General features: G+C 33.1%; 22 protein-coding genes. 10 read left to right on the forward strand and 12 right to left on the reverse strand.

The genetic code is table 11. From position 1 onward, the window contains the following. Positions 1–24: 24 nt before the first annotated feature. From MY04_RS06390 to tilS, 7 genes are all read right to left on the reverse strand, one after another. On the reverse strand, positions 25–363 hold the full coding sequence (locus tag MY04_RS06390) for a cytochrome C oxidase subunit IV family protein (protein WP_066207791.1): 339 nt from the start codon (positions 361–363) through the stop codon (positions 25–27). 37 nt (positions 364–400) lie between these two features. After that, entirely contained in the window at positions 401–1,156 is a 756-nt protein-coding gene (locus MY04_RS06395) for a cytochrome c oxidase subunit 3 (protein ID WP_066207792.1), read from the reverse strand. A gap of 125 nt (positions 1,157–1,281) precedes the next feature. Then, on the reverse strand, positions 1,282–1,872 hold the full coding sequence (locus MY04_RS06400; protein ID WP_066207794.1) for a cytochrome c oxidase subunit 3: 591 nt from the start codon (positions 1,870–1,872) through the stop codon (positions 1,282–1,284). Beyond that, the gene (cyoE, locus tag MY04_RS06405; protein WP_066207797.1) at positions 1,872–2,771 is read right to left on the reverse strand and encodes a heme o synthase; all 900 of its coding nucleotides are present in this window, start codon (positions 2,769–2,771) and stop codon (positions 1,872–1,874) included. Before cyoE ends, MY04_RS06400 begins: the two co-directional genes overlap by 1 nt. A gap of 1 nt (position 2,772) precedes the next feature. Further along, positions 2,773–3,795 (reverse strand): COX15/CtaA family protein, encoded by a 1,023-nt coding sequence (locus MY04_RS06410; protein WP_066207799.1) that lies wholly within the window; start codon positions 3,793–3,795, stop codon positions 2,773–2,775. A gap of 134 nt (positions 3,796–3,929) precedes the next feature. After that, complete coding sequence (locus MY04_RS06415; RefSeq protein ID WP_066207801.1) at positions 3,930–4,451, reverse strand: Crp/Fnr family transcriptional regulator; 522 nt, start codon at positions 4,449–4,451, stop codon at positions 3,930–3,932. Positions 4,452–4,465: 14 nt separating this feature from the next. Further along, the gene (tilS, locus tag MY04_RS06420; RefSeq protein ID WP_066207803.1) at positions 4,466–5,812 is read right to left on the reverse strand and encodes a tRNA lysidine(34) synthetase TilS; all 1,347 of its coding nucleotides are present in this window, start codon (positions 5,810–5,812) and stop codon (positions 4,466–4,468) included. A gap of 166 nt (positions 5,813–5,978) precedes the next feature. Here tilS and MY04_RS06425 point away from each other — a divergent pair, with 166 nt between their 5' ends. After that, positions 5,979–7,706 carry an OstA-like protein gene (locus tag MY04_RS06425; RefSeq protein ID WP_158297597.1) on the forward strand — a complete coding sequence of 576 codons (1,728 nt, stop codon included), beginning with the start codon at positions 5,979–5,981 and terminating at the stop codon, positions 7,704–7,706. A gap of 91 nt (positions 7,707–7,797) precedes the next feature. Here MY04_RS06425 and MY04_RS06430 read toward each other — a convergent pair whose 3' ends face one another. The 4 genes from MY04_RS06430 to MY04_RS06445 all read right to left on the reverse strand — a co-directional run bounded on the left by MY04_RS06430 (position 7,798) and on the right by MY04_RS06445 (position 12,980). Continuing rightward, positions 7,798–9,378: a M28 family peptidase gene (locus tag MY04_RS06430; protein ID WP_066207806.1), complete on the reverse strand. Its 1,581-nt coding sequence runs from the start codon at positions 9,376–9,378 to the stop codon at positions 7,798–7,800. Positions 9,379–9,442: 64 nt separating this feature from the next. Next, positions 9,443–9,919, reverse strand: coding sequence for an Lrp/AsnC family transcriptional regulator (locus MY04_RS06435; protein WP_066207808.1), 477 nt, complete (start codon positions 9,917–9,919; stop codon positions 9,443–9,445). 159 nt (positions 9,920–10,078) lie between these two features. Then, positions 10,079–11,377, reverse strand: coding sequence for an N-acetylmuramoyl-L-alanine amidase (locus tag MY04_RS06440; protein ID WP_066207810.1), 1,299 nt, complete (start codon positions 11,375–11,377; stop codon positions 10,079–10,081). A 277-nt stretch (positions 11,378–11,654) separates the two neighbouring features. Then, positions 11,655–12,980 carry an aspartate kinase gene (locus MY04_RS06445; RefSeq protein WP_066207813.1) on the reverse strand — a complete coding sequence of 442 codons (1,326 nt, stop codon included), beginning with the start codon at positions 12,978–12,980 and terminating at the stop codon, positions 11,655–11,657. 269 nt (positions 12,981–13,249) lie between these two features. Between MY04_RS06445 and MY04_RS06450 the strand changes: the two genes are divergently transcribed. The 9 genes from MY04_RS06450 to MY04_RS06490 all read left to right on the forward strand — a co-directional run bounded on the left by MY04_RS06450 (position 13,250) and on the right by MY04_RS06490 (position 23,113). Then, the gene (locus tag MY04_RS06450) at positions 13,250–14,038 is read left to right on the forward strand and encodes a carbonic anhydrase family protein (protein WP_066207814.1); all 789 of its coding nucleotides are present in this window, start codon (positions 13,250–13,252) and stop codon (positions 14,036–14,038) included. A 59-nt stretch (positions 14,039–14,097) separates the two neighbouring features. Beyond that, positions 14,098–15,375, forward strand: a complete 1,278-nt coding sequence (locus MY04_RS06455; protein WP_158297598.1) for a sigma-54 interaction domain-containing protein — start codon at positions 14,098–14,100, stop codon at positions 15,373–15,375. Positions 15,376–15,420: 45 nt separating this feature from the next. Continuing rightward, a complete protein-coding gene (locus tag MY04_RS06460; RefSeq protein ID WP_158297599.1) occupies positions 15,421–15,759 on the forward strand; it encodes an Hpt domain-containing protein in 339 nt (112 codons plus the stop codon). An 86-nt stretch (positions 15,760–15,845) separates the two neighbouring features. Further along, positions 15,846–16,226: a RidA family protein gene (locus MY04_RS06465; RefSeq protein WP_066207820.1), complete on the forward strand. Its 381-nt coding sequence runs from the start codon at positions 15,846–15,848 to the stop codon at positions 16,224–16,226. Positions 16,227–16,277: 51 nt separating this feature from the next. After that, on the forward strand, positions 16,278–18,371 hold the full coding sequence (pta, locus tag MY04_RS06470) for a phosphate acetyltransferase (RefSeq protein ID WP_066207822.1): 2,094 nt from the start codon (positions 16,278–16,280) through the stop codon (positions 18,369–18,371). Positions 18,372–18,491: 120 nt separating this feature from the next. Further along, entirely contained in the window at positions 18,492–19,700 is a 1,209-nt protein-coding gene (locus tag MY04_RS06475; protein WP_066207824.1) for an acetate/propionate family kinase, read from the forward strand. Between the two features lie 140 nt (positions 19,701–19,840). Further along, positions 19,841–20,122: a TIGR03643 family protein gene (locus MY04_RS06480; RefSeq protein ID WP_066207825.1), complete on the forward strand. Its 282-nt coding sequence runs from the start codon at positions 19,841–19,843 to the stop codon at positions 20,120–20,122. A 12-nt stretch (positions 20,123–20,134) separates the two neighbouring features. After that, complete coding sequence (locus tag MY04_RS06485) at positions 20,135–21,607, forward strand: cryptochrome/deoxyribodipyrimidine photo-lyase family protein (RefSeq protein ID WP_066207827.1); 1,473 nt, start codon at positions 20,135–20,137, stop codon at positions 21,605–21,607. Next, on the forward strand, positions 21,608–23,113 hold the full coding sequence (locus tag MY04_RS06490; protein WP_066207830.1) for a cryptochrome/photolyase family protein: 1,506 nt from the start codon (positions 21,608–21,610) through the stop codon (positions 23,111–23,113). It abuts the gene before it with no gap. Here MY04_RS06490 and MY04_RS06495 read toward each other — a convergent pair. Beyond that, the gene (locus MY04_RS06495) at positions 23,110–25,446 is read right to left on the reverse strand and encodes a TonB-dependent receptor (RefSeq protein ID WP_066207831.1); all 2,337 of its coding nucleotides are present in this window, start codon (positions 25,444–25,446) and stop codon (positions 23,110–23,112) included. The genes MY04_RS06490 and MY04_RS06495 overlap by 4 nt on opposite strands. Positions 25,447–25,545: the final 99 nt, after the last annotated feature.

Genomic DNA, 25,545 nt, shown 5'->3' on the forward strand with positions numbered 1-25,545 from the left:
TCTCTTTATGTTTAATTATTGAACCTACCAGTTAAGGAAAGCATCAATAATGGCTTGACCTTCAACAAATAGTGCTACACATAGCCAAACTAAAAACAACATTGGGAATAAAATCACGAATTTCAACAGTGTCGTTTCATGACCTAAGTGCATGAATTCCATGATAATATAACCTGCTTTTAAGAATGTCATTCCCAAGAACAAGATATTTAAGATTGTTCTTGAAGAACCGTCAGGCCATGCAAAAGCGAAAATAAATTCAACTATTGTTACTGCGGCTAAAATTGCAGTTACTTTAATAACTGTTTTCATCTTAGCTGCTTTAATCTCCTCAGGAGTCATTGATGCATCAAAATGTGCCATAGTAGTAATGTTTTTTGGTTTGAATGATAAAATTAAATCAGATTAAGTAGAAGAAGGTAAATACGAATACCCATACTAAATCGACAAAGTGCCAGTAAAGACCACCTTTTTCAATCATTTCATAAGAACCTCTTTTCTCATAAGTTCCCATTACCACATTATAGAAAATGACAATGTTAATGATTACACCTGATGTTACGTGAATACCGTGGAATCCAGTAATGAAGAAGAAGAAGTTGGCAAATAACTGAGGACCATACTCATTTACATGAAGGTTTGCTCCAAAGATTTGAACACCGTCTCTAACTACTCCATTTGCAGAACCATGGATAAAGTGTGACCATTCCCAAGCTTGACAACCTAAGAATAAAACGCCACCAACGATTGTCCATAACATCCATTTTTCAACCTCTTTTTGAGATTTTCTTTCTCCTGCTTCTACTGCTAATACCATAGTCACAGAAGATAGGATTAGAATAAAAGTCATCAATCCTACAAAACCAAGTGGTATATCCATACCATGTAAGCCCGGGAAAGCATTAAAAACTTTCTCAGGAATTGGCCAGTACAAGTCGTCTGAACTTGTAGCGAATTCGAATTCTGAGAATGGTTTCTCCCATGCAGGATGCATATAGCGAACTACCCCATAGGCGATAAGTAATGATGCGAAAGTAAAAGCATCTGAAACTAAGAAAAACCACATCATAAGCTTACCATAGGTTGCTTTCATTGGTCTTTCCCCTCCATCCCATTTTGTTATTTCGGGTGTTGTCAAAGTTGTAGATGACGACATAAAGATTGGATGTTAAATATTATAATGTCTTTAAAAAATTATCTGCTTACAAATAAAAATGAGTTTCTTTATAAAAACAACTATTTGATGACTTTTGTGATAATTTTTAATGACATTTGTCACTATTATCTATATAACAGTAAGAATATCAATATACAAACCCATAAAGCATCTAAGAAGTGCCAATAAGTTGCACACATTTCCATTCTCACGATTGTTCCTTTGTGGATTTTACCTCTGAATGATTCTATTAAAATCACAAACAGATAGATCACAGCACTTACAATGTGCAACCCATGCAGACCTGTAAAAACATAGACAAAAGAACCTGAAGGATTAGAATCTTTACCTCCAAAGAAGATTTCCATATCCACTAAATGACTCCAACCTAAGAATTGTAATACTAAAAAGGCAGAACCTAATAGTGCTGTTATAGAAATACCAATTTTTAAATTCTTTAGGTTATCTACTTTAGTATTGGTATAAGCCCAATGCATTGTGGCTGAGCTTAAAAGAATTACTGCTGTACTCAAGTACATAATGTTAGGCAAATCGAATAATACCCAATTGCCCTCTGCTTGCCTTACAATATATGCACTGATTAGTGCTGCGAAAATCATCATTACACTTACGATGAATAACCACATCGCAAATTTCTTTGGATGAATTTTCACTGGTTGATTTGGCGTATTAGAAACTGAGATGTCTGTTTTCATTATATCTTATCGATAAGGTAAACTATTTGAACAATAGGTAAATAAATAAAGGATGTAAACATTATTTTTAATGCAGCTTTATCTGTTTTTTCTTTGATCAAGCCGAATGTTTGATATAAAAATGCGGCCCCTGCCAAAGCAGCTAAAACTCCAGAGAATATACCTGTAATCCCTAATTGTGTAGGCAGAAAACCTATCGGTAAGAGAAACATAGTATAAATTGATATTTGAACAGCTGTATTAACGTCTTTGTTTCCATTAAATGGTAACATTTTAAATCCAGCCTTTTTATAATCACTATCAGCTACCCATGCTATTGCCCAGAAATGTGGGAACTGCCACATAAATTGTAAAGCAAAGAGTGCCATTCCTTCAACACCAATACTTCCTGTAGCGGCCACCCAACCAATCATTGGAGGGAATGCACCCGGAAAAGCCCCTACTAAAACAGATAATGGTGTTATTCTCTTCATTGGTGTGTAAATGAAGGCATACAATACCAATGAAGCAATGGATAATAAAGCAGAATATAGATTTACAAACGCAGCCATTAAGCCAAAACCTACTACTGCAAGTATTCCAGCATATATTGCCGCTTCCTTTCTAGAAATTATACCTAATGGTAAAGGACGATTTTGTGTCCTTTTCATCATTTTGTCATAATCTCTTTCAATAATTTGATTAATAGTATTTGCAGATCCGGTAATCATAAAACTACCAAATGCTAAAGCTAATACTTTAAGATAGGAGAAGGATTCCATCCCTAATAAGTAGCCAAAAACTCCAGAGAAAACGACTACACCTGTTAAACGAACTTTCAACAGATCATAGAAGTCTTTAATTCTAGTGTATTTTGAAGTTTGGGTGGAAGTAGCTGAACCTGTTTCTGCGACAATCATTTTATGCTATTGCGTTTTTTGAGTGTTTTTCCTCAACCTTTCTCACATTCCCAAGAATTCTTGAATGGTTGACTAATAATGCGATGTAAAATTGACAACCAACGATTAGTGATCCAAGTAATAGGTGAATTGGTTGTAAAAATGCTGGTATTCCGAAATGCCCCATGATTGCTCCCGAAAGTACTACTGTAGTTAATAAACCGAATAATACTAACGACCAGAATCTTGCTGGATGCTTTTCTTCTGTACCTATAAAAACATTTTTTATAAAGATGATATTTAAAATTCCGACTACAATTGAGAAAGATCTATGAAAATAAAAAGCTTCATCCAATTGATCAATCCACAAATGTCTTTGGGCCTCTCCCATAGCAATTGCGATTTCATCAATGCTTTCTCTTACTTGTGTACCCATAATAATCTGAAATACAGACATAGATAAAATGATCATTAACCATTTATTTACCTTTTTCAAATTATGAGGATCAGAATAGCTTAATTCTTGTTTTTTAGATCGGGCCACAGCGTAAATAAGCACACCTACTATAACTAAGGCCAACAACATGTGAAGAGTAATCATGAAGGGATTTAAGTCTGTTGCCACTACTTTAGAACCTAACCATCCTTCAACACCTACTAATACAAATGCGATGAAAGAAAAAACCGTCACCTGTGGATCTTTCTTCAAGTATGAAAAAGAGAATACTAAAGTAAAAAATACCAATAGACCAATAGCCACACCAACTAAACGGTTAACGTACTCTACCCAAGTTTTAAATGCAGAGAAATCCGCAATCTCTTTACCGGCAACTGCGTATATTGTTTTATAGTCATCTGGTAACTGACTAATATCTGTAGGTGGTATATATTGCCCAAAACATAATGGCCAATCTGGGCAACCCATGCCAGATCCTGTACTTCGAACGATTCCTCCGACTAGTATTAAAAAGAATACCGCAAAAACGGTAACTACTCCGAATCGTCTATAAAAAATGCCTTTGTTTGTAGTATCGTTGCTCTTCATAAGTATAATCTTAAACCCGAATGTTAACCTTTATTATTTAATCAACAAATATCAAACAGGTTTGTTAAGGGCAAAAATACAAAAAACATCTAATTTACATGACATTTGTCATGTTTTATTTCTTAAAATATCATTTAAAAAGGCATAAACGCTCTACCAAGATCAAAAAATCCAAATGATTCTTTATATGCCCTGAATAAATGACCTGTAAATCGGTCGTATATCTCAGCCATACTCATCATCATTTTAGCTTGTATTTTAATGTTTTCTGAAAAAATATCGTGAATAACTGCACTTGGTATGACATAAACGTCGGCATGATCAGAAAAACAAACGGCATTATAAGGTCTATTCGTTCCTTCGAGAATTGCGTTATCACCAAAAGTCTCTGTAGCCTTTAAATGAACCAAATCTTCGAATTTATCTTCGATATCAATATTTAAGGTGACAATTCCACTATTAATAAGATACAAGGCTTGACTTGGATCTTCTCTAAAGAAAATCACCTCCCCTTTTGTATAATGTCTTAAATGTAGATGTGGTGCAAATTTAGCCAACTCTTCATCCGATAATTTAGAAAAGAGAATTCCTCTTCTCATAAAATCAAATAACGTCCTTTCGTCAGCATTATATGTCTTCTTGAAAATATTAATCATATCCAAACTTACATTTATTTTACAGTAATTTGAAATAGGCTTACAGGAAATTCTTCAATTCTGAGTAATTCGGAGTTCCTAACTGCAATCACTGATAAAATTTCTTGGTTAGTATCTTCTATTACTAAAGCATTATTTCTAAGATAAAAAGGAATTCCTTCGTCTTGAAGTAAATCAAATACTTTTTTTGATTTACCTTTCATACCAAATGGCTTAATTTTATCTCCGTTTTCAATACTTCGAATTCTAAAAGGAAAATGTTTTTGTTGCACATAAGTCAATTGCTTGTCCAACTCACTTAAACCTTTTACCTCTACTTTTTCAATTTTAATATAAGTATCATTCAGTTGGTATTCCCCTTCTTTTTCTACTAATAGCTTTTCTGTAGTATGATTTGGCTCTTCGTTTTCTATTAAATGAAAAGTAAAATCCTGTAAAGTATACACTACATATTTATGATCTGTTGAATAGAAAGTCAAAGCAGTTTGATCTAACTGATTATATAATTTTTCTATACTCGTAAAATCAAAATTGAAGGGTTTTAAATGATAATACAGATAAATTAAAAAGTAACTTTCGTCTTTGTATGGTTTACTTTTGATGATATACCCTTTATCAATCCTTCTCCAAGTATTTTTCTTAAATTCCTCTACTTCATTAAAAAAGACAGGCTCGATAAATCTAATTTTTCTTGATGTTTCTGCTATCGATTCTTCTGCTTTTGGGTTAATCCGCTTTAACAAAGGAATGACCTCATTTCGAATTAGGTTTCTTGCATATTTATTACTCTGATTTGACGAATCTTCTCTCCATTCTTCATTACAACTTTTTACGTACTCTCTTATCGTTTCTTTATCAGTAAATAACAAAGGTCTGACAATATTGTCCCTTTGGAAACGAATCCCATGCAAACCTTCAATACCCGTCCCTTTTATCAAATTATACAAAACCGTTTCCACACTATCCGATTGATGATGGGCAGTTGCAATAAAATCAAATTGATGTTGTTTCACTAGTCCATCAAACCAATTGTAGCGAAGTTCCCTTGCCAATACCTGTGTCGATTGCCCAGTAATATCTTTTATGCTAATTGTATCCACCACTTCAACAAAAATTGGGATACCATGCTTCTCAGCAAAAGATCTAGCAAATGCTTCATCTTCGTTACTTTCTTCCCCTCTAAGTTGAAAATTCATATGGGCTAATGAAAATTGATAACCTGCTGCTTTAAGTAATAATGCCAATGCTACGGAGTCTACACCACCACTAAAAGCCAATAAGATATTATCTTTTTTGCTAATACCTTTATGATTAATAAAAGTTAAAAATTGGTCAACAAATTGATTTTGTATGTCTAACATATGTGTCAGGTTTTTTAATTAGTAATATTTTCCCTTGATTCTCATATTAAATCATTAATCGCAACTACAAATAATGCAATATTTATGGTTTTTTGATGAAACAAGGATAAATTTGCAGGCTTGCAAAAATAAAAATTTGCTCGATCTATTAAGAAGAAATTTAATTATGAAGAAAAATATTTTTTTCAACATATCTCTAGTTTTATCCATTTTACTTACGTTGAATGTGCATGCTCAAAAACCTAAAGGTGATAGAGTAATCATATCAGCGGCACGTACAAAAGGTGTTTCAGGATGGAGAGTGTTTTATAGTTCTCCCACTCAAAGAGTAAAAATGGTTCAGAAATCTACCACAATTTACTGTAATGAGGCTAGACAAGAAATAAAAACAGAAAAAGTTATTGCCACGGGACGTGTAAAAGTGATTGATAAAAAAACCACTATTACTGGTGACCGCTTGGATTATGATAAAAATAATGGTTTGGTAATCATCACTGGTAAGGAAGTAAAACTTATTGATGATGACGTAACATTGATTACTGACAAATTATATTATTATACAGATACTAAGGATGCTAAATACCTTACTGGTGGTAAGGTACTTCAGGAAACTATGGTTTTAACATCTATAGAAGGTTACCTTAAGAAAAAGGAATTGATCTTTATTAAAGATGTGGTCATGGACGACTCAGTAAAAGTACAACACTTAGAAACTGAGAAGCTAATTTATGATCGTGAAACCAAAGATGCTGTCTTTGAAACTCGTACAAAAATCGAAAGTAAAGACGGTGATGTAGAAGCAAATGCCGGTACTTATAATACTGAATCAGGTAAAGTACACTTTGAAGGTTCTGCAGTTGTAGAAAATGATAAGTATATTCTTATCGGTGATAAGATTGATACTGATAAAAATACTGGTAATTCAGAAGCTGTGGGTAATGTTATCTTTTTCTCTAAGCAAGATACTGCAATGATTTATGCAGATGTTGTAGTAAGAGAAGACAGTTCTACTTTTGCCTATGGTAATGCATTGATGAGTAAACCAATTAAGGGTAATTGGATGGATATGTACTATCTAGCTGCAGATACTCTACACTCAATTAATGATACTACTACAAAAGAAAATACATTATATGCACACTACAAGGTTTCGATGTGGAATAAAGATATGCAATCAAGATGTGATTCATTGATTTACTACTACAATGATTCCATGATCTATTTCTATAATGATCCACGAATTTGGGCTCAAAAATCTCAAATGACTGGTGAAGTTATCAGAACTGACATTACATCAAAAGGTGTTGAAAGATTATATTTAAATAAAAACGGTTTTATTATTTCGGAAGATACAATTGCGAATTTCAACCAAGTAAAAGGTAAAAAGATTATTGCTCATTTCGAGGAAAATCAGTTAGACAAGGTTGATGTTAAGGGTAATGGTATGACTCGTTTCTTCCAATTAACCGATGATAAAAAGAATATTTATGCTTTAAATAAGGCCTCCTGTCCTTCGATGACTATCTATTTTACTGAAGGTAATGAAGTAGAAAACATAAAATACAATGCTAAATCTAATAGTACTGTATTACCTCCTAGTAAAATCCAAGGTCCTGACAAATACCTTCCTGGTTTCAAAAATAGATTTGATGAAAAACCGGAAAGAGAGGAATTATTAAAAAGGGTTCGTGTTAGAAATGACCTTACTGATAGTATGCCTCGTGATCCATCAATTGGAAAGGATGAAATAAAAATTCTTTGGGATGGTTCTCAAGTTTTAAACAAAAACTACAATGGCGAACCACTTTATATCGAAAGATTGAAGATGATGCGAGAACAAAAAGCTCGTGAGAAACAACAAAAAGAAGAATTAGAAATAGAATCAAATAACTAAATATTTGATTGGATATAAAAAAACACCTTGAAGTCAATTTCAAGGTGTTTTTTTTATGTTATGATTAAAACAGAATCATTCAGAATAAATTCTATTTCTGACTTTCATCTTTTTTATCAACCACTGGTGCTTTCTCTCTATTTGCTAGCTCCCATGCTGTTGCAAACACTAACTGTGCTCTATTTGCCATTTCGTTAAACTGAATCTTATCTACTGTATCAGTTGGTTGATGATAATCCTCATGAGTACCATTGAAATAGAATATTACAGGTACATTATGTTTAGCAAAATTATAATGATCTGAACGGTAATAATATCTATTCGGATCGTCCTTATCATTGTAAGTATAATCAATTAGTAAGTCTGGCTTGAATGTCTTTGATACTTCTAAATGAATATTATGAAGATCCGAAGACAACATATCAGAACCAATAGTGTACACAAAATTAGGTTGATCTTTATGTTCAGCATCACCTCTACCAATCATATCTATATTAAGGTCAGCAATTGTGTTTTCCATTGGAAAAATTGGGTGAGATGAATAATACTCAGAACCTAATAAACCTTTTTCTTCACCTGTAACAGTCATAAAAAGAATAGATCTTCTTGGACCATTTCCTTCTTTTTTAGCTTGAGAGAAAGCATTTACTACTTCTAAAAGACCTGTTGTACCAGAACCATCATCATCCGCACCATTATGGATTTTTCCATCAATGATACCAACGTGATCATAGTGTGCAGTCACCACTAAAATTTCATCTTTTAAATCTGTTCCCTCCATAAAGCCCAATACATTTTCTGTAGGTACTCTACGAGTTTCATATTTTGCATTAATTGAAATTTTAAATGATTCATGAGCTGGAGCTTTTCCTTTTTTCAAGTTCTTCTGAATTGTTTTCTGGAATTTACTCTGATCTTTACCCATGATCGCCATAAATGAAGATGGTTTAGCTAGGATCACCCCAAAACTACTGGCTGCTTGCTCTGAATTTGGCTTTTCAAAAGATAATTTACCTTTCTTAAGGTACGAAGCATATCTTTTTGTTTGTGTAGTAAACTCTTCATCAGTATCAGCTAATATGATTGCAAAAGCGGCTCCTTTTTCTGCAGCCATTCTAGCTTTCTGACGAAGTCCATTTTTGTCACCACTTTCACCTTTGTATTCTTCGGGAGAATTCTGAAAAAACACTACACCTTTACCTTTTATATCAGCATTTGCATAATCATCAAAATCTTTTGATGTATCTCCAAAACCAATAAAAATAAGATCAGTTTCCTTATTTAAAGAGAAATTACCATATGGAAAAATGTCTTCAAATAATTCTGCTTTATGTCCTCCACTAGTGATTTCAAAACTTGTATATTTTGAAGAATAAAGATCAAACTGTTGGAAGTAAGGATTAGGATTGTCTTTTACTGGACCCACTAAACCTTCCGACATAAAATACTTGGCGATGTAATCTGCAGCCATTTTTTGTCCTCTCTCACCTGTTTCCCTTCCTTCGTATTCATCGGAGGCAATAATAGTAAGGTGTTCTTTCAGTTCATTTGGTGTGATGGTAGACATGTACTTATTCACCAGTTCAGGATTCGATTCAAGCTGAATCCCTTGTGCACTTGCAGCACTAAGACACAGTGATAAAGCAGCACTAAGAATTGTTGCTTTTTTCATTAAAAAAGTGTTTCGTTGGAAAATTGAATGTGTATAGAATTAAATATTTTTTTGATGATAATGTTTAAGGCACTGGAATAGTATGTGCATCTTTTGGAGAAGATAATACAATCATTGATTGTAAATCGTCTACTTCTTTAATTTCACTTAGTTTATTTAATAATACTCTTTGATATTCTTCAATATCTGTTGTGATTACTTTTAGTAAGTAATGACTGTTTCCAGTAACATGATGACATTCGATTACTTCAGGTATTTGATCCACTTGTTTCAAAAATGAAGTATGGTTTTCTTGATTGTGTTTTTCGATTTTTACATTCACAAAAGTAGTTACACCAAGTCCCAATGCTTTAGTGTTCAACTTTGCATGATAACTTTCGATAATTCCAGAATTCTCAAGTTTTTTTACACGTTCTAGTGTTGGGGCTGGAGATAAATCAATTTCTTTTGATAACTGCGCGTTCGTGATTTTTGCTTGTTTTTGTAGTATATCAAGAATTCTACGGTCAGTATGGTCTAATCTCAATGCAGCTTTTTTCATTCAATTGAGTTTTTTAGAAAAGTGTTTAATTCATTTACCTATTAAGAAGGAGGTGAAAAATGTGTTTGCTCCTTAAAATATTAAAGGACAATTTATTATTTTATTTTGTGAAAAACCAATTTCACCAATTTAAATTTCGAAATAGACAATTAAATTAGCTTACGGTGTATTTTGTGACTGTCTGTAACTCACATAGTTCAATATCCCTTTAAAGTAACTATTTGCTACTTCTATTACTCTTGGTGATATTTTTTTTGTTTTGAAATCGTTATTATTCAGTGCTTTAAGCTCATTAATATTGTCTTGAAGTAAGGGTTCTCCATAACAAATAGGGCTATTTAATAATCTACATAATCTTAGATTACGGGCATATATACCATTTCCTAAAGACATGGCTACAGATTTTAAATACTTAGGTTCGTTATGTGGTCCAACTGCTGGAACATGTAAAGTCTCTTCAAACTCTTTCATAATGAACTTGCTTAGGTAATAGGAATCTTTAGTGTAATCACTCACTAAGATTCTTAAGAAATCGTATCGATCTCTTTTTGTTTTTAGTTCTTTGGACATAAAAGAGCCTGGAACAAATGCCATACTAAAATTTCTTTGAGATGGTTTTTTCCATCCATGATTTAGTTCATCTGCATTATAGTGCAAAACAACTGTTACATCCGGTTTAAAATAATTTATAGAATCCGCTCTTATTTCTAAATCGTCTTGTAAATAATATTGTCTATAAATTCGAGATTCTGGAGAATGATACAAAACATGTAACATCTGTTTTTTAGTTAGTTTTTTACCGTGAAGCTTACTTTGTAAATTATTTTTCTTCCAAGAATGATATGATTCTTTTGAGGCCCCTGCATTTTTTAATCCTTGACGTGTCATGTACACCTCTGCTCCATACTTTTCTAGGCTATCTTTTAATATATATGCTGTTGTTAAAGTTAAATCCCCTTCTCGTAATTGAATATGAGTCCCATCTTTTAGTTTCATATCCACAAACCTTCCTTCGATTTTAGCCATTTTCATATCTGCTGCGATATGTCCAGGATCAATTGCTACTCGAATACCTGATAATGGTTTCATTACTGAAGTAGGAGGAATACTTGTCATACCTTTTAATATATTGATAGACATTCTGGTATCGGGATTAAAAGGTCGGACTCCTTTAGTACAATAGACTTGATATTGATAAGAACGATCGGAAAATTCAAACACATCCTTTAAAACAGACAGTTCATCCCAACTAACATAAAATTCGGCTTTATTTTGTTTACGATGAAGTGGTGTTGGGTACATCGTAATGCCACTTTCATCAATAGAAAAATACTCATGTAAATGAGGGCTCTTCACTAAATACTTATTGGCTCTTCTTTTATAGTATTGTGCAAGTTTCAAATTGATTTGAGCGTAAGATTCCATACTCACAATCATCAAAAAGCTTGTGAATAGCATAAGTTTGGAATATTTACAAAAACGCCGAATCATTTGAACAATAAAAAGTAGTATTTGTTAAGGAAAGGTTTATGCCTACGAATAATAAACGGTGAAATTACAAAAACCTTACCTCAGGTTGTAAAGAATCTACACGAAATGAGAATATATTACCAATAAATATCTGTTATCAGCTTAATATACATTAAAATAGGCTACTTATTTACTATTTAAACAAAAAAAATACTCCAACAAAAATGTTGGAGTATTCAGTTAAAGACAGTTTATATTGTTATTTCTATACTAGGCTTTCATTATATAAAGCACTGTGTAATAGATTTAAAGCTTCGTTTTTGTTTTCTGTTGGTATTAAAATAGATATATTATTTGCACTACCTCCATAAGAAATCATTCTTACCTTTAGGCTTTCTAATGCTTTAACAACCCCAGAAACAACTGATGCATCTTCAATTAGATTTTGTCCAACTACACATACGATAGATTGGTTATCGTCTACCTCAACACATCCTAATTTCTCAAGATCCTCTATAATTTGAGGAAGAGCATCTGTTTTATCCACTGTTAGTGATACTGCCACTTCTGAAGTGGTAATCATATCGATAGGCGTTTTATAATCTTCAAAGATTTGGAATACATTCTTTAAAAATCCGTAGGCCATCAACATTCTTGATGATCTAATTTTTATAGCTACAATTCCATTTTTTGCTGCAATCGATTTTACAGGAATTGATTCATCACAAGTTGGTCCGATAACAGTACCAAATGCTTCAGGAACCATTGTATTTTTTAAGCGAACTGGAATATCTTTCTTTTTCGCGGGTAAGACAGTTAATGGGTGAAGAATTTTAGCTCCGAAATAAGCTAATTCGGCAGCTTCATCATATGTTAAACATTCTACTGCTTTTGTCCCTTCTACAAAACGAGGATCGTTGTTGTGCATGCCATCAATATCTGTCCAAATCTGAACTTCTTTTGCATTTGCACATGCTCCAATAATAGAAGCAGTATAATCAGATCCACCTCTCTTAAGGTTATCTACTTGTTCAAACTCATTTGTACAAATGTATCCTTGAGTAATAAATAGATCAACATTTGGATGCTGAGCTAAAGTAGCAGATAATCTTTTTTCAATCTCACCATACAAAGGTTCTCCATTTTCTGTACGCATGAAATCTAAAGCCGGAATTAAAGCAGAATTTACTCCTTTTTCTTGAAGATAAAGTTGCATTAATTTAGTAGAGATCAACTCTCCCTGTGCGTGAATTTCTCTTTCTTGAACTTCAGAGAAATCATTAATGTCATAAGATTTTAATAAAGCATATTTCTCCTCCATTAAAGCATTGGCTTCTACTCTTGAAGCTTCATCATGCAATAAATCATAAATATGTTTATCGTATTTTGGACGGAAGTCTTCAACTAACTTATCTGCCAATGTCTTATCTTTTGCATAATAAGCATCGCAAATAGTTACTAGAGAGTTTGTTGTACCTGATACAGCAGATAAAACAACGATCTTTTGCTCGCCACCAGTTATGATATCACTTACTTGCATCATTCTTTCTGCTGAACCAACTGAAGTTCCTCCAAATTTATATACTAACATCGCACTAACTTTTTGTTATTATTCTGTGTGTTTAAATTTATAACGGTACAAAGATGATAATCGATGATTTTGTTAAGAAAAATTCAAACAATAAATACCTAAATAACACATGGTGTTATATATATAACACCATTAAAAGACATTATCCTACTTTATATGTATTTGGTGATGAAAATTACTAAATTTGCGTATTAACAATCACTTGATGACTATTTATAAATAACAACCTTGCAAAGTAAAATTAACAAGGTTACAATTATCCTCTCGTTATGGTAAAACTTTCCTATTTCAAGCTTTGCTTCTTTGGACTAATTATGTGTGCATGCAGTCCTGAATCAAGCAATGTAAATAATGAACATGTTGCTCATGAACTAAAACATGAGTACACAGTCCCTGATTCTGAGTTTGGTGATATCCAATCTCCTATTAATATTTTAACTGAAAAAGTTGACGGGGTAGTTAAATCAAAATTAAATATTGATGCACATTGTAATGCTGTTGAAAATAAAGGGCATACTGTGCAATTAGATTTTGATTCAACATCTCAATTAGTATTTGATGATGTTACATATAATTTCAAACAATTACATTTCCATACTCCTTCTGAACATCAGATCGATGGTATTACTTATCCAATGGAGATGCACATGGTAAATGTTTTGGCTAATGATGAGTCAGACAAACCACATTATTTGGTAATTGGAATTTTATTTAAAATGGGTAAAGAAAACCCATTTATTAATGAATTTATCAATAGAATTCCTAAAGATGCTCATGGAATTGCATCAGTACATGACACAGAAGTAAATCTTGAAGATTTATTCGGCAAATATGGTTGTGAAGAAATGAAACATTATTATCATTATAGTGGTTCATTAACAACAGCTCCTTACACAGAAACAGTATCATGGCATATCAATCAAATAATATTTGAAGCTTCTGCGGAACAAATTCAAATATTAAATAAGATTGAAGGAAACAATGCAAGACATATTCAAGCATTGAAAGGACGTCATGTTGAAAAAGAAGATTTAATGGTGACTTCTAAAAAATTCTAAACCGTTTTTAAGTCATTAAAGAAAGGAGTACATTTGATGTACTCCTTTTTTTTATGTTTATGAGAATTGGTATTATCACAAATAATGATCAAATATTAGGTAGTTTTATTCAACCTGAAATTCTTTCAAATCATCACTTAATTCATTTTGATAGTGAAGAAAAGTACATCAATAACACTCAAGAAATTGATGTATTATTTGTAGATGATCAATTGATAGAATATCAAGATGTTAAATCAACCTCAAAAAACTATTTGATCACAGATCAAGATCTATATTCTTATTTTAATAAAGCAAAAAAAGCTGGATACTTAGGTTTTATTTTAAAATCCGATCAACTAGAAAATGAACTCTTAGAAGTAATCAATCAATTTAGTGTAAAGCCAGTAGAAAATCCTGAGAGTGATTTCTCTTATCTAATCAAAGGCAAATCTAAAGCCATCCAAAAAGTATTTACGGTTTTAGAAAAGGCAACTTCTTCGAATATTAATGTAAATATTGTTGGGGAAACTGGAACTGGTAAAGAATTAATAGCTCAAGCAGTACATCAAAATTCTTCTCGCAAACATCAGAACTTTGTGGCTATTAATGTTGCTTCAATTCCTAAAGAATTGATAGAAAGCGAGCTTTTTGGTTATGAAGAAGGGGCTTTTACAGGTGCTTCAACAGCACGGAAAGGAAAATTTGAAGAAGCTAATTATGGATCTATATTTTTAGACGAAATTGGTGAATTACCACTAGAACTTCAAACAAAACTATTAAGAGTATTACAAGAAAGAGAAGTTAGTAGAATTGGTGGAAATGAAGTTGTATCCTTAGATCTTCGTATTATAACAGCTACCCATAAGAACTTATTAAATGAAGTAAACAATGGAAGATTCAGAGAAGATCTATATTATAGACTTTTAGGTTTAACTATTGAGCTCCCTCCTCTTAGAGAAAGAAAAGAAGATATTATACCTCTTTCCAATTATTTTTTAGAGGATTATTCTAATAAGAACCCTTCAGTAAAGTTAAAACAACTTAGTGAAGCTTCTAAGTTGAAACTTATGAATTATTATTTCCCCGGTAATATAAGACAATTAAGAGCAGTTATCGAGTTGGCCACCACTTTATCGGAAGGTAATCAAATATCTGATGTTGATTTATTGTTAGAAAAAGTTGAAATTAAGAAAGATCTTCTCGAAAAAGAACGAACTCTGGAAGAATATAACATCGAAATCATCGAATATTTTTTGAAAAAATATAAAGGTAAAGTAAATTATGTAAGAGATGTCCTAAAAATAAGTAAGTCAAAGATTTACCAATTGATTAAGGATGATAAAATAACCCGATGATATTTCTATAAATAATAATCCATGAGTACTATCCAAAATAGTAAAATGTACGACTTAACCCAGTTACAAGCATTATCCAGAGGCGACGATAGTTTTGTTAACAAGATGATTGATTCGTTTCTTACTAACTTAAATGAAGGTATCGAAGAGATCAATGAAGCTGTTTCTTATAATGATTGGGCGACTATCGCTAAAGTTGCACACCGTCTTAAACCATCGTTTCAAATTTTAGGCGTTAATTCTTTATCTGAAGTTATCTTACATCTAGAGAAAGATTATCTAAATGACAACTTTGATGAAAATAGTTACAATGAAATCATTAAAAAATTTGTAAGCAGTAGCGGAGTACTTAAAGGACAAATTCAACAATTTTTACATAATTAATGTAAAAACTGACATACGTCACTATGAGAGCTGATTTTAGTATATATTTTTGTGTGAATTATATCTGATTATTATCAACAACTCTCATGAAACAAGTAATCTTTAGTGAGAAGGCTCCAAGTCCTCTTGGACCATACTCACAAGCTATCCTAAACAACGATACTCTTTATGTTTCTGGTCAAATTGCAATTGATCAGTCTACAGGCAATTTTGTCTCTGATGGTATTGAAAATGAAACCCATCAAGTAATGAAGAACCTGGGATATGTTCTTGAAGCAGCAGGAATGAATTATAGTAACGTTGTAAAATGCAGCATTTTTGTTCGAGATATGAACGACTTCGTTCAGATTAACAATGTATATGCCACGTATTTTGACGAAGCTACAGCTCCTGCAAGAGAAACCGTACAAGTAGCTAGATTACCGAAAGACGTGGGTATTGAAATATCTTGTATCGCGATTAAGTAATATTAACCGCATACTACCACATATACAAACAACAATCTCGTAATAAATAAGATGACGAATTCGATTTACATTAGTACTGCCGAGCCTAATAGCGGAAAGGCGTTGGTAGCATTGGGAATTTTAGAAAATTCCCTCCGTAAAAGTTCAAAAGTAGGTTTCTTTAAACCTGTGATTGGCGATTACAATTCTGGAAAAGAAGACGAACACATTTCTTTGGTGATTGACCATTTCGGTTTAGATCTTAACTACGAAGAAGCGTATGGTCTTACACTAAAAAGAGCAAACGAACTTATTTCTCAAGGTAAAAAAGACGAAATGTTAGAGATCGTCATCTCTAAGTACAAGAAACTTGAGGAGAGATTCGATTTTATCCTAATCGAAAGTTCTGATTACAAAAACTCTATTACTTTAGAACATAGTTTAAACATTGAGTTCGCTAAAAACTTAGCTTCACCAGTTTTAGTTTTAACAAATGCTCATAACAAATCAATTGACGATTGTATTGACGCATTAAGAGTGTCAATTGATGATTTCGCTTCTAATGACTGTGAAGTAATCGGTTCTATTGTTAACCGTGTAAACACGGATATCATCAACGATTTAAATACTGAGTTAGCCAAGCAATTTAAGGGTAACAAAATGTTATTATCTACTGTTCCTGCAGACGACAGAATGTCTAGCCCAACAGTAAGAGATATCGTTGAACATACAAATGCAAAAGTCCTTTATGGTGAGAAAAACTTGGACGTTCTAGTGGATAACATCACTATTGCTGCCATGCAAATGCAAAACTTCTTACCTAAGATTAAAGAAAATTCTTTAGTGATCACTCCTGGCGATAGAAGTGATATTCTTTTGGGTACTATCTCTGCTCATAGAGCACAATCTTATCCAAACGTATCAGGTATGTTATTAACTACCGGTTTAGAGCCAGACGATTCTATTAAGCAAGTAATCGACGGTATGAAAGATATGTTCCCAATTCTTTCAGTTCCTGAAAATACTTACTTGACAGCTAACTTTGCAAACGAAGTTCACGCTTCTATGAGAGCAAACGATTTGTCAAGAATCTCATATGCTAAAGAATTATTTGATAAACACGTTGATTCTAAGATTCTTTCTGAATTATTAGCGACTGTAAAAGTAAAAGGAATGACTCCTAAGATGTTCCAATACACGCTTACAGAAAGAGCTCGTCAGAAAAAGGCAAGAATCGTATTACCTGAGGGTAATGATCACAGAGTTCTTGAGGCTTCAGCTATCTTAGCTTCTCAAGATATTGTGGACATCATCTTGTTAGGTAAAAAAGAAGAAATCGTAGATGTAGCAAGAAAAAATGCTATCACTATCGATTTTGATAAAATTGAGATCATCAACCCTGTAGAATATGTAAAATTCAATGAGTATGTAAATACTCTATATGAATTAAGAAAACATAAAGGCATGAACTTAGATATGGCTACAGATGCTATGTCTGATGTATCTTACTTCGGTACAATGATGGTACAAATGGGTGATGCGAATGGTATGGTATCAGGAGCTGTTCATACAACTGCTGCAACAATCCGTCCAGCACTTCAAGTAATCAAAACTAAGCCAGGGACTTCTGTAGTATCTTCAGTATTCTTTATGAGTTTACCTGATCGTGTATTAGTTTATGGTGACTGTGCAGTGAACCCTAACCCGAACTCAGAGCAGTTAGCTGAAATTGCAATTTCTTCTGCAGAGACAGCTATTGCCTTTGGTATTGAGCCTAAGATTGCGATGTTATCTTATTCTTCTGGTTCATCAGGATCTGGTGAGCAAGTAGAAAAAGTAAGAGCAGCAACAGAAATCGCTAAGGAGAAACGTCCTGATCTTAAGATTGAAGGTCCTATCCAGTACGATGCAGCTGTAGATCCAACAGTTGGTGCTCAAAAAATGCCTGGTTCGGAAGTTGCTGGTCAAGCCAACGTATTGGTATTCCCAGACCTAAACACTGGTAACAACACTTATAAAGCCGTTCAAAGAGAGACAGGTGCAATTGCAATTGGTCCAGTTCTTCAAGGTTTAAACAAGCCTGTGAACGATTTATCAAGAGGTTGTTTAGTGGAGGATATCTTGAACACAGTAATTATTACTGCCATCCAAGGTAACCAAGCATAATTATTTCATGATTAAATAGTAAATCCTAGATTTACTTTAAACATATTAAGATTACCTCTTACCTAGTGAGAGGTAATCTTTTTATTTTTGTCAAAATATCACGTAACTATCCTTATATATATGAAAATCCTTGTTATTAATGCAGGTAGTTCATCGCTAAAATATCAATTATTTGAGATGGACGGTACACAAGTGTTGTGTTCAGGTATCGTAGAAAGAATCGGTCTTGAAAATGGAATTATCACTCATAAAACTTTCGATGCTGAAGGTAATGCTACTAAAACAAAAAAAGAATTACCAATCCCAAATCATAACGTTGGTTTAACTGAAGTGGTGGCATTGTTGACGGATGCTGACAACGGAGTAATCCAAAATACAGATGATATCCAAGCTGTTGGTCACCGTGTTGTTCATGGCGGTGAATTCTTTAGTGATACAATGGTGATTACTGAAGAGGTGGAAGCAAAAATCAAAGAATGTTTCCAATTGGCTCCTTTGCATAACCCTGCCAACCTACAAGGAATTGAAGATTGTAAAGCCATCTTTACAAAAGCAACTCAAGTAGCTGTTTTTGATACTGCATTCCATCAAACTATGCCAGGTAAGGCTTTCCGTTATGCTGTTCCAACAGAATTATATGAAAAGCATGGTGTTCGTGTTTATGGTATGCACGGTACTTCTCATAAATACGTATCTAAAGCAGCTATCGACCATTTAGGTTTAGCTGGTAAGGATTCTAAAATCATTACAGTTCACTTAGGTAACGGTTGTTCAATGTCAGCTGTTCGCAATGGTGAGTGTATTGATACATCAATGGGCTTCTCTCCTCTTGATGGTTTAATGATGGGTACTCGTTCTGGAGATATTGACCCGGCAGTAGTTTTCTATTTAATGGATAAATTAAATATGAAATCTGAAGAGGTGTATGACCTATTGAATAAAAAATCAGGTATGTTAGGTGTGACAGGTGATTCTGATATGAGAGATATCGAAGATCGTTTCGCTGCAGGTGATGAAGTGGCAATCCTTGCTACTCACATGTACACTTACAGAATCAAAAAATATATTGGTGCTTATATGGCTGCCTTGAACGGTGCTGACGCTATCTGTTTCACTGCAGGTGTTGGTGAAAACGACCACGGTATTCGTCACTATTCATCAATCGAATTAGAAGGTTTAGGAATCGAATTAGATGCTGAAAAGAACAAAAACTTAAGAGCTTCTGATATTGAAGAAATTTCTACTCCAAACTCAAAAGTAAAAGTACTTATCGTACCTACAAATGAGGAATTAGAAATTGCTCAACAAACTTTGGCAGTTTTAAACTAATTATTGAGAATTAGTAAAAAATTTCAACTTTGTGTTGTTAAATTTAAATGGAGAGTATGTTTTCGGACATACTCTCCTTTTTTTGTTTAACTTTTATTGAGTAATATTAAACAAAATATGTCGTAATCAGTTAGTTGACTATGAAAACAATGTTTACAACTGAAGATATTGATAGAGTAATACAAATGGCATGGGAAGACAAGACACCATTCACTGCCATTAAACATCAGTTTGGACTTTCTGAATCTGATGTAAAAAAGTTGATGAAAAAAGAACTAAGATATAAAAGTTATGTTCTTTGGAGGAAGAGGGTAAACTCTGGAAAAAGTAGTAAACATGAAATGAAACGATCCTCTGATATGAATAAGTTTAAATCGAACCATCAGAGATTAATAACACTAAATAAAATAAGTAAACGCTAATTCTCACCAACTATGAAAAACGAAGCAATTAACATTGTATGGCTCAAAAGAGACCTGAGAACTCAAGATCACGAACCACTTCGTAAAGCAGAAGAGAGCATTTTACCCTATTTAATTATTTACATCTTCGAACCCTCTATTACGTCTTATAAAGATACATCACAAAGACATTTACAATTTGTTTATCATTCTATTCAAAATATGAATAACATCTTATTGCACTTTAATCACAAAGTTCATATGATGTATGGTGAAGCTAATGATGTATTTAGTTACTTATTGTATAATTATTCAGTTAAAAACGTATTTTCATATCAAGAAAGTGGAATAAATATCACCTATTCTAGAGATAAAAAAATTAAAAATCTCTTTAGATACTCATCTGTAATGTGGCATGAATTTCAAAAAGATGGAGTGATAAGAGGAATTGACAATAGAATTGATTGGGATGATCAATGGAAAATAACAATGAACCAAAATGTGATAAATAATACTTACACTTCCAACAAAACAGTTGATTTCGAACATATCTTCCCTATTCCATCTTCAGTGTTACATTCTTTAAAAAAATATAATAAAACATTTCAGCCAGCTGGTGAAGAAAATGCTTGGAAGTATCTGATATCATTTGCAAAAGACAGAGGAAAAAATTATCACAAACATATATCAAAACCTTTGTTAAGTAGAAGAAGCTGTGGACGTATTTCTCCCTATTTAGCTTGGGGTAATATTTCTATTAGACAAGCATATCAATATATTTACCATCATCCAAACAAGAAAATATACAGTAGAGCTTTTCACGGTTTATTAACCAGACTAAAATGGCATTGTCACTTTATTCAAAAGTTTGAAACTGAATGTACTTATGAATACAAATGCGTGAATAAAGGTTTTGAATCTTTATCTCATGATAATAATAATAAATTTTTAGAAGCATGGAAAACAGGTAACACTGGCTTCCCTCTTGTAGATGCTAGCATGCGTTGTTTGATAGAAACTGGATGGATTAATTTCAGAATGAGAGCAATGCTAGTAAGTTTCCTTTGTCACCACCTCGACCAAGATTGGAGAAGAGGTGTATTCCACCTTGCTAATTTATTTCTTGATTATGAACCGGGTATACATTTTACTCAGTTTCAAATGCAAGCGGGAACTACTGGAGTAAATACTGTTAGAATCTACAATCCTGCTAAACAATCTATTGACCACGACCCTGAAGGGGAATTTATCAAACAATGGGTTCCTGAATTAAAAGACATTCCATCCCGTTATATCCATGAACCATGGAAAATGACACGACTGGATTTGGCTTTCAATAATATTACAGAACCCAATTACCCTCATCCAATTATCAATCTCGAGGAAAGAGGAAAGGCTGCACGTTTAAAAATCTATACTCACCGTAAAACTGAAGCCGTAATGAAAGAAAAAAATCGTATTTTAGTTTTACACACAATCCGTAAGAACACCTCAAAAGCAATTTAGATGAGTAAATCAGCAGCTTTAATCTACCCTCACCAACTGTTCAAGCATTCTCCACTTTTTGAAAAAGAAGTGGAGTGCTTTTTTATTATTGAAGAACCTTTATTCTTTGGTCAGTATAACTTTCATAAACAAAAAATTGCCTATCACAGAGCAACAATGAAATTTTATCAAGACTATTTAAAGAGTAAAAACTACAAAGTAACCTATCTTGATTATACCTTTTTAATTAAAAATGATGTATTTAAAATTCTTCAATCCGAGGGTTATCATCAAGTGGTATGTTTAGATGTGACTGATGATTGGTTATCTCAAAAGGTAATAAGAGCTTGTGATACTAATACAATACAATTGGAGTGGATGAATTCACTTCTTCATATCAATTCAAAACTTGATAATGAAAAGTACTTTAAAGCAGATAAAAAGAAATACTATCATTCTCAATTTTACAAGCTACAACGCACTCAGCTAGGTATTTTAGTCGATGAAAGTAATAATCCGATGGGTGGACAGTGGTCATTTGACACTGAAAACAGAAAAAAATATCCTGCTAAAAAGACTCCACCAAGTATAAAACCTGTACCTAAGTATACTTATTGGGAAGAGGCCTATAGTTATGTAGAAAAACAGTTTAAAGACAATTTTGGAGAAATAGAAAAGCAACCTATTTACCCTATTACATTTGATGATAGTAACTTTTGGCTAGATGATTTTCTAAATGTTCGATTCTCGGAATTTGGTATATATGAAGATGCGATTGTCGCTTCTGAATCCTTTTTAAATCATAGTGTTTTAACACCTATGCTAAACATTGGGCTACTTACACCTCATGAAATACTAGCAAAGGCTAAATATAAATTCGAAGTAGATGATATTCCATTGAATTCTTATGAGGGTTTTATTCGACAAATAATCGGGTGGCGTGAATTTATTAGAGGGATATATGAAGCCAATGGTAGAAAAGAACGTTCTACCAATTTTTGGAAGTTCGATAAAAAGATGCCCAACAGTTTATATCATGGAACTACAGGGCTACCTCCTATTGATCAAACCATAAAAAAGATAAAAGAAATTGCTTATTGCCATCATATTGAAAGATTAATGATTCTAGGAAACTTTATGTTGCTCTGTGAAATCGATCCTGATGAAGTGTATCAATGGTTTATGGAATTATTTATAGATGCTTATGACTGGGTGATGGTCACTAACATATATGGTATGAGTCAGTTTGCGGATGGAGGATTGATGGCGAGTAAGCCCTATATATCAAGCAGTAATTATATCATAAAGATGAGTAATTACAAGAAAGGCGAATGGCAATTGGTTTGGGATGGTTTGTTTTGGCGATTTATGGATAAACATCGTGACTTCCTCAAGAAAAATCCTCGATTGAGTATGTTAATTAAGAATTATGATAAAATGGATCCTGATAATAAAAAAAAGCTGATGAATCATGCAGAACAATTTCTTTTGACTCATCAGCTTCCTCAAAAAACTCTATTTAATTAGAACCATGCTGTTAGGTTAATAGAGAAGTTTCTACCTGGTTCAGGTAAGTTTAATATTCTATATCTTGATAAGTGACGCATATAATAGGTATCAAAAAGGTTATCTACTCTGAAAATCAAATTACCGTACACTCTTTTCATATTAAATGCAGTACCGAATTTTAAACCAACAACAGCATAACCCGGAGTCGTTGGCTCGTTAATGTCCACTCTGTTTTGGTCTCCTGTTAATTGTAAATTAGCACTTGCAAATGGTTTTGAGAAGAAGTTACTTAACACTGTATGAGTATAAGTAAGTTCTGTATTTGACGACAAAGGTGGAACAAAAGAAAATGATCTATTTCTTTCTGTATTTTGAGAATAGACATATTCTACAGAGTTATGTAACTTCATATTTCTAGTCATTTCCCAATTGAGTGCAAACTCATATCCAACAAAATAACCTTGTGCCTCAGTATATTTATAAATCTGTCCCGCATCTGGTAATGGAGATGGTTCTGGAAAAGCCGATAAATAAATATAGTTTGTATAGTAATTGAAATAAGGATTGAATTGTACATCAAATTTTTTCTTTGCATATGACAAATTCAAATCCCATTGGTAACCTTGTTCAGGATTTAAGTCAGGGTTACCTTGTTCATGTCTAAATGTACCATGATGCACACCGTTTGATGCTAATTCATTGGCACGTGGTGCCCTAAAAGTTCTAGCTATGTTTGTAGTTGCTCCTATCACGTTAAACAAGTCAAACTGAACCCCAAACGAAGCCGATAAGTTTTCATATTGATTATTGATATCATCCACTCTTTGCCATGGATTTCCAGAATTTGGTGGTTCTTCAAAATAAGGATCTTTATATTCTTTTGAGTTGAAAGTGATATAATCAAAACGTAAACCACCTAATATCTTTACCCTTTCATTCAATGGTAATCCAAACATTGCATATCCTCCAAAAGTACTTTGGTCATAATCTGGAATTAAAAAATCAAAACCATCCCTTATATTCCTCTGAAATTCATAGTTCGCTCCTACTTCCCAATGCATTACCTTTCCTTCTTTATCAAAATGTACATTTGCAGAAGTTGTTTTAAGCATCAAATAGTTGGCTAAAAATCCCTGTTCATTTAATGGTCTACCATGTCTTCTAGGATCTGACAACTCTTTTCTTTCATTATTCTGGTGTGCAATATCAAACCATATGTTACCACCCCAAACGTCTACATGAGAATTGTAGGTAATCATATTATGTTGTATTTCTTGCTTTGGTATTTCAGGCTTACGGTTGTTCTCAAAACTTGCTAACCAATTATTGGTCGGAATACCTGTCGCACCAGGAAAAAGACCAACATTTTCTGTGAAATTACTTACTGATAAACTATGCACCCAATGACTCCCTTCGTAACCTACTGCCGCTTTAAAAGAAGAAATATCCCCTCCAGTATTCACTAATAAACCATCTTTTAACTGATAGATATTGCCTAAATACGTAAACTGATCAGCAGGTACTCGATAATTACCAAAATCCTCGTACCCACCAGATAATTGATAAAACACCTTACCCTTTTGCCCGTTTATCTTGGCATCACCACTAAAATATTGATTATTATTCTTATAATTTAGCCCAAATTTTCCTTCAACACCATCATGCCCTAATGGTTGCGGTGACTTCATCTTAATAACACCTCCAAGTCCATCAGAACCATATTTAATCGTTGCTGCTCCTTTAGCTATCTCTACTTCATCAACATTGGGTTGGCCAACCGATAAACCGTGATCCATTCCCCATTGTTGATCCTCTAACTTAATACCATCAACACTTACAATTACCCTGGAACCTGCCATACCACGAACGGTAGGTTTAGAAATTCCAACTCCTGTTGAAATAAATGATACACCAGGTGTTTTCGATAATGTTTCTGAAATTGTAGTTCCTTTCTCAGCATCAAGAGTGTATTGATTCAGTGAAGTAACATTCATACTTGATAATGAGAGTTCTTCGTGCCCATGTTCATGGATTTCAACCTCTTCTAATTCTTGAAATGATTCCTCCATAAACACTCTTTTAGATCTATTAGCTTTGAGTGTCATCAAGTTATCTTTAAAACCTAAGAAATGAAATTTTACTTGAAGCTGTGAAGAATCAGAATAAAATGCAAAGCGACCTCGTTTATCAGTCACCACCATTTTATTTTGATAAAATACCTCAACACCTTCTAAAGGTTGTTCTGTTGTTTCGTCTAAGACAGAACCCCTAAAGTTTGTTTCTTGAGCTTCTGAAAGTGTAATAAATGAGATAAAAAATAATACACTTAAAAATATCTGTTTTTGCGACATAATCGCAAAAGTAACATAATTTGTTAGATGATTGATATTTTTTCTGAAAACTTTATGGAAGAAAATGCTAATGTTTTTGATAAAGCGAGTGTTAATTAA

The sequence above is a fragment of the Flammeovirga sp. MY04 genome (genome assembly GCF_001682195.2).
GTDB classification, from domain to species: Bacteria; Bacteroidota; Bacteroidia; order Cytophagales; family Flammeovirgaceae; genus Flammeovirga; species Flammeovirga yaeyamensis.

Excerpts from the sequence above, each read along its gene's own strand:
- MY04_RS06415 (WP_066207801.1), bottom strand. The coding sequence starts at position 4,451 with ATGATTAATATTTTCAAGAAGACATATAATGCTGACGAAAGGACGTTA.
- MY04_RS06490 (WP_066207830.1), top strand. The coding sequence starts at position 21,608 with ATGAGTAAATCAGCAGCTTTAATCTACCCTCACCAACTGTTCAAGCAT.
- pta (WP_066207822.1), top strand. The coding sequence starts at position 16,278 with ATGACGAATTCGATTTACATTAGTACTGCCGAGCCTAATAGCGGAAAG.
- MY04_RS06440 (WP_066207810.1), bottom strand. The coding sequence starts at position 11,377 with ATGCTATTCACAAGCTTTTTGATGATTGTGAGTATGGAATCTTACGCT.
- MY04_RS06435 (WP_066207808.1), bottom strand. The coding sequence starts at position 9,919 with ATGAAAAAAGCTGCATTGAGATTAGACCATACTGACCGTAGAATTCTT.
- MY04_RS06395 (WP_066207792.1), bottom strand. The coding sequence starts at position 1,156 with ATGTCGTCATCTACAACTTTGACAACACCCGAAATAACAAAATGGGAT.
- cyoE (WP_066207797.1), bottom strand. The coding sequence starts at position 2,771 with ATGATTGTCGCAGAAACAGGTTCAGCTACTTCCACCCAAACTTCAAAA.
- tilS (WP_066207803.1), bottom strand. The coding sequence starts at position 5,812 with ATGTTAGACATACAAAATCAATTTGTTGACCAATTTTTAACTTTTATT.
- MY04_RS06450 (WP_066207814.1), top strand. The coding sequence starts at position 13,250 with ATGGTAAAACTTTCCTATTTCAAGCTTTGCTTCTTTGGACTAATTATG.
- MY04_RS06390 (WP_066207791.1), bottom strand. The coding sequence starts at position 363 with ATGGCACATTTTGATGCATCAATGACTCCTGAGGAGATTAAAGCAGCT.
- MY04_RS06460 (WP_158297599.1), top strand. The coding sequence starts at position 15,421 with ATGTACGACTTAACCCAGTTACAAGCATTATCCAGAGGCGACGATAGT.
- MY04_RS06475 (WP_066207824.1), top strand. The coding sequence starts at position 18,492 with ATGAAAATCCTTGTTATTAATGCAGGTAGTTCATCGCTAAAATATCAA.
- MY04_RS06410 (WP_066207799.1), bottom strand. The coding sequence starts at position 3,795 with ATGAAGAGCAACGATACTACAAACAAAGGCATTTTTTATAGACGATTC.
- MY04_RS06480 (WP_066207825.1), top strand. The coding sequence starts at position 19,841 with ATGAAAACAATGTTTACAACTGAAGATATTGATAGAGTAATACAAATG.
- MY04_RS06455 (WP_158297598.1), top strand. The coding sequence starts at position 14,098 with ATGAGAATTGGTATTATCACAAATAATGATCAAATATTAGGTAGTTTT.
- MY04_RS06465 (WP_066207820.1), top strand. The coding sequence starts at position 15,846 with ATGAAACAAGTAATCTTTAGTGAGAAGGCTCCAAGTCCTCTTGGACCA.
- MY04_RS06445 (WP_066207813.1), bottom strand. The coding sequence starts at position 12,980 with ATGTTAGTATATAAATTTGGAGGAACTTCAGTTGGTTCAGCAGAAAGA.
- MY04_RS06485 (WP_066207827.1), top strand. The coding sequence starts at position 20,135 with ATGAAAAACGAAGCAATTAACATTGTATGGCTCAAAAGAGACCTGAGA.
- MY04_RS06400 (WP_066207794.1), bottom strand. The coding sequence starts at position 1,872 with ATGAAAACAGACATCTCAGTTTCTAATACGCCAAATCAACCAGTGAAA.
- MY04_RS06430 (WP_066207806.1), bottom strand. The coding sequence starts at position 9,378 with ATGAAAAAAGCAACAATTCTTAGTGCTGCTTTATCACTGTGTCTTAGT.
- MY04_RS06495 (WP_066207831.1), bottom strand. The coding sequence starts at position 25,446 with ATGTCGCAAAAACAGATATTTTTAAGTGTATTATTTTTTATCTCATTT.
- MY04_RS06425 (WP_158297597.1), top strand. The coding sequence starts at position 5,979 with ATGAAGAAAAATATTTTTTTCAACATATCTCTAGTTTTATCCATTTTA.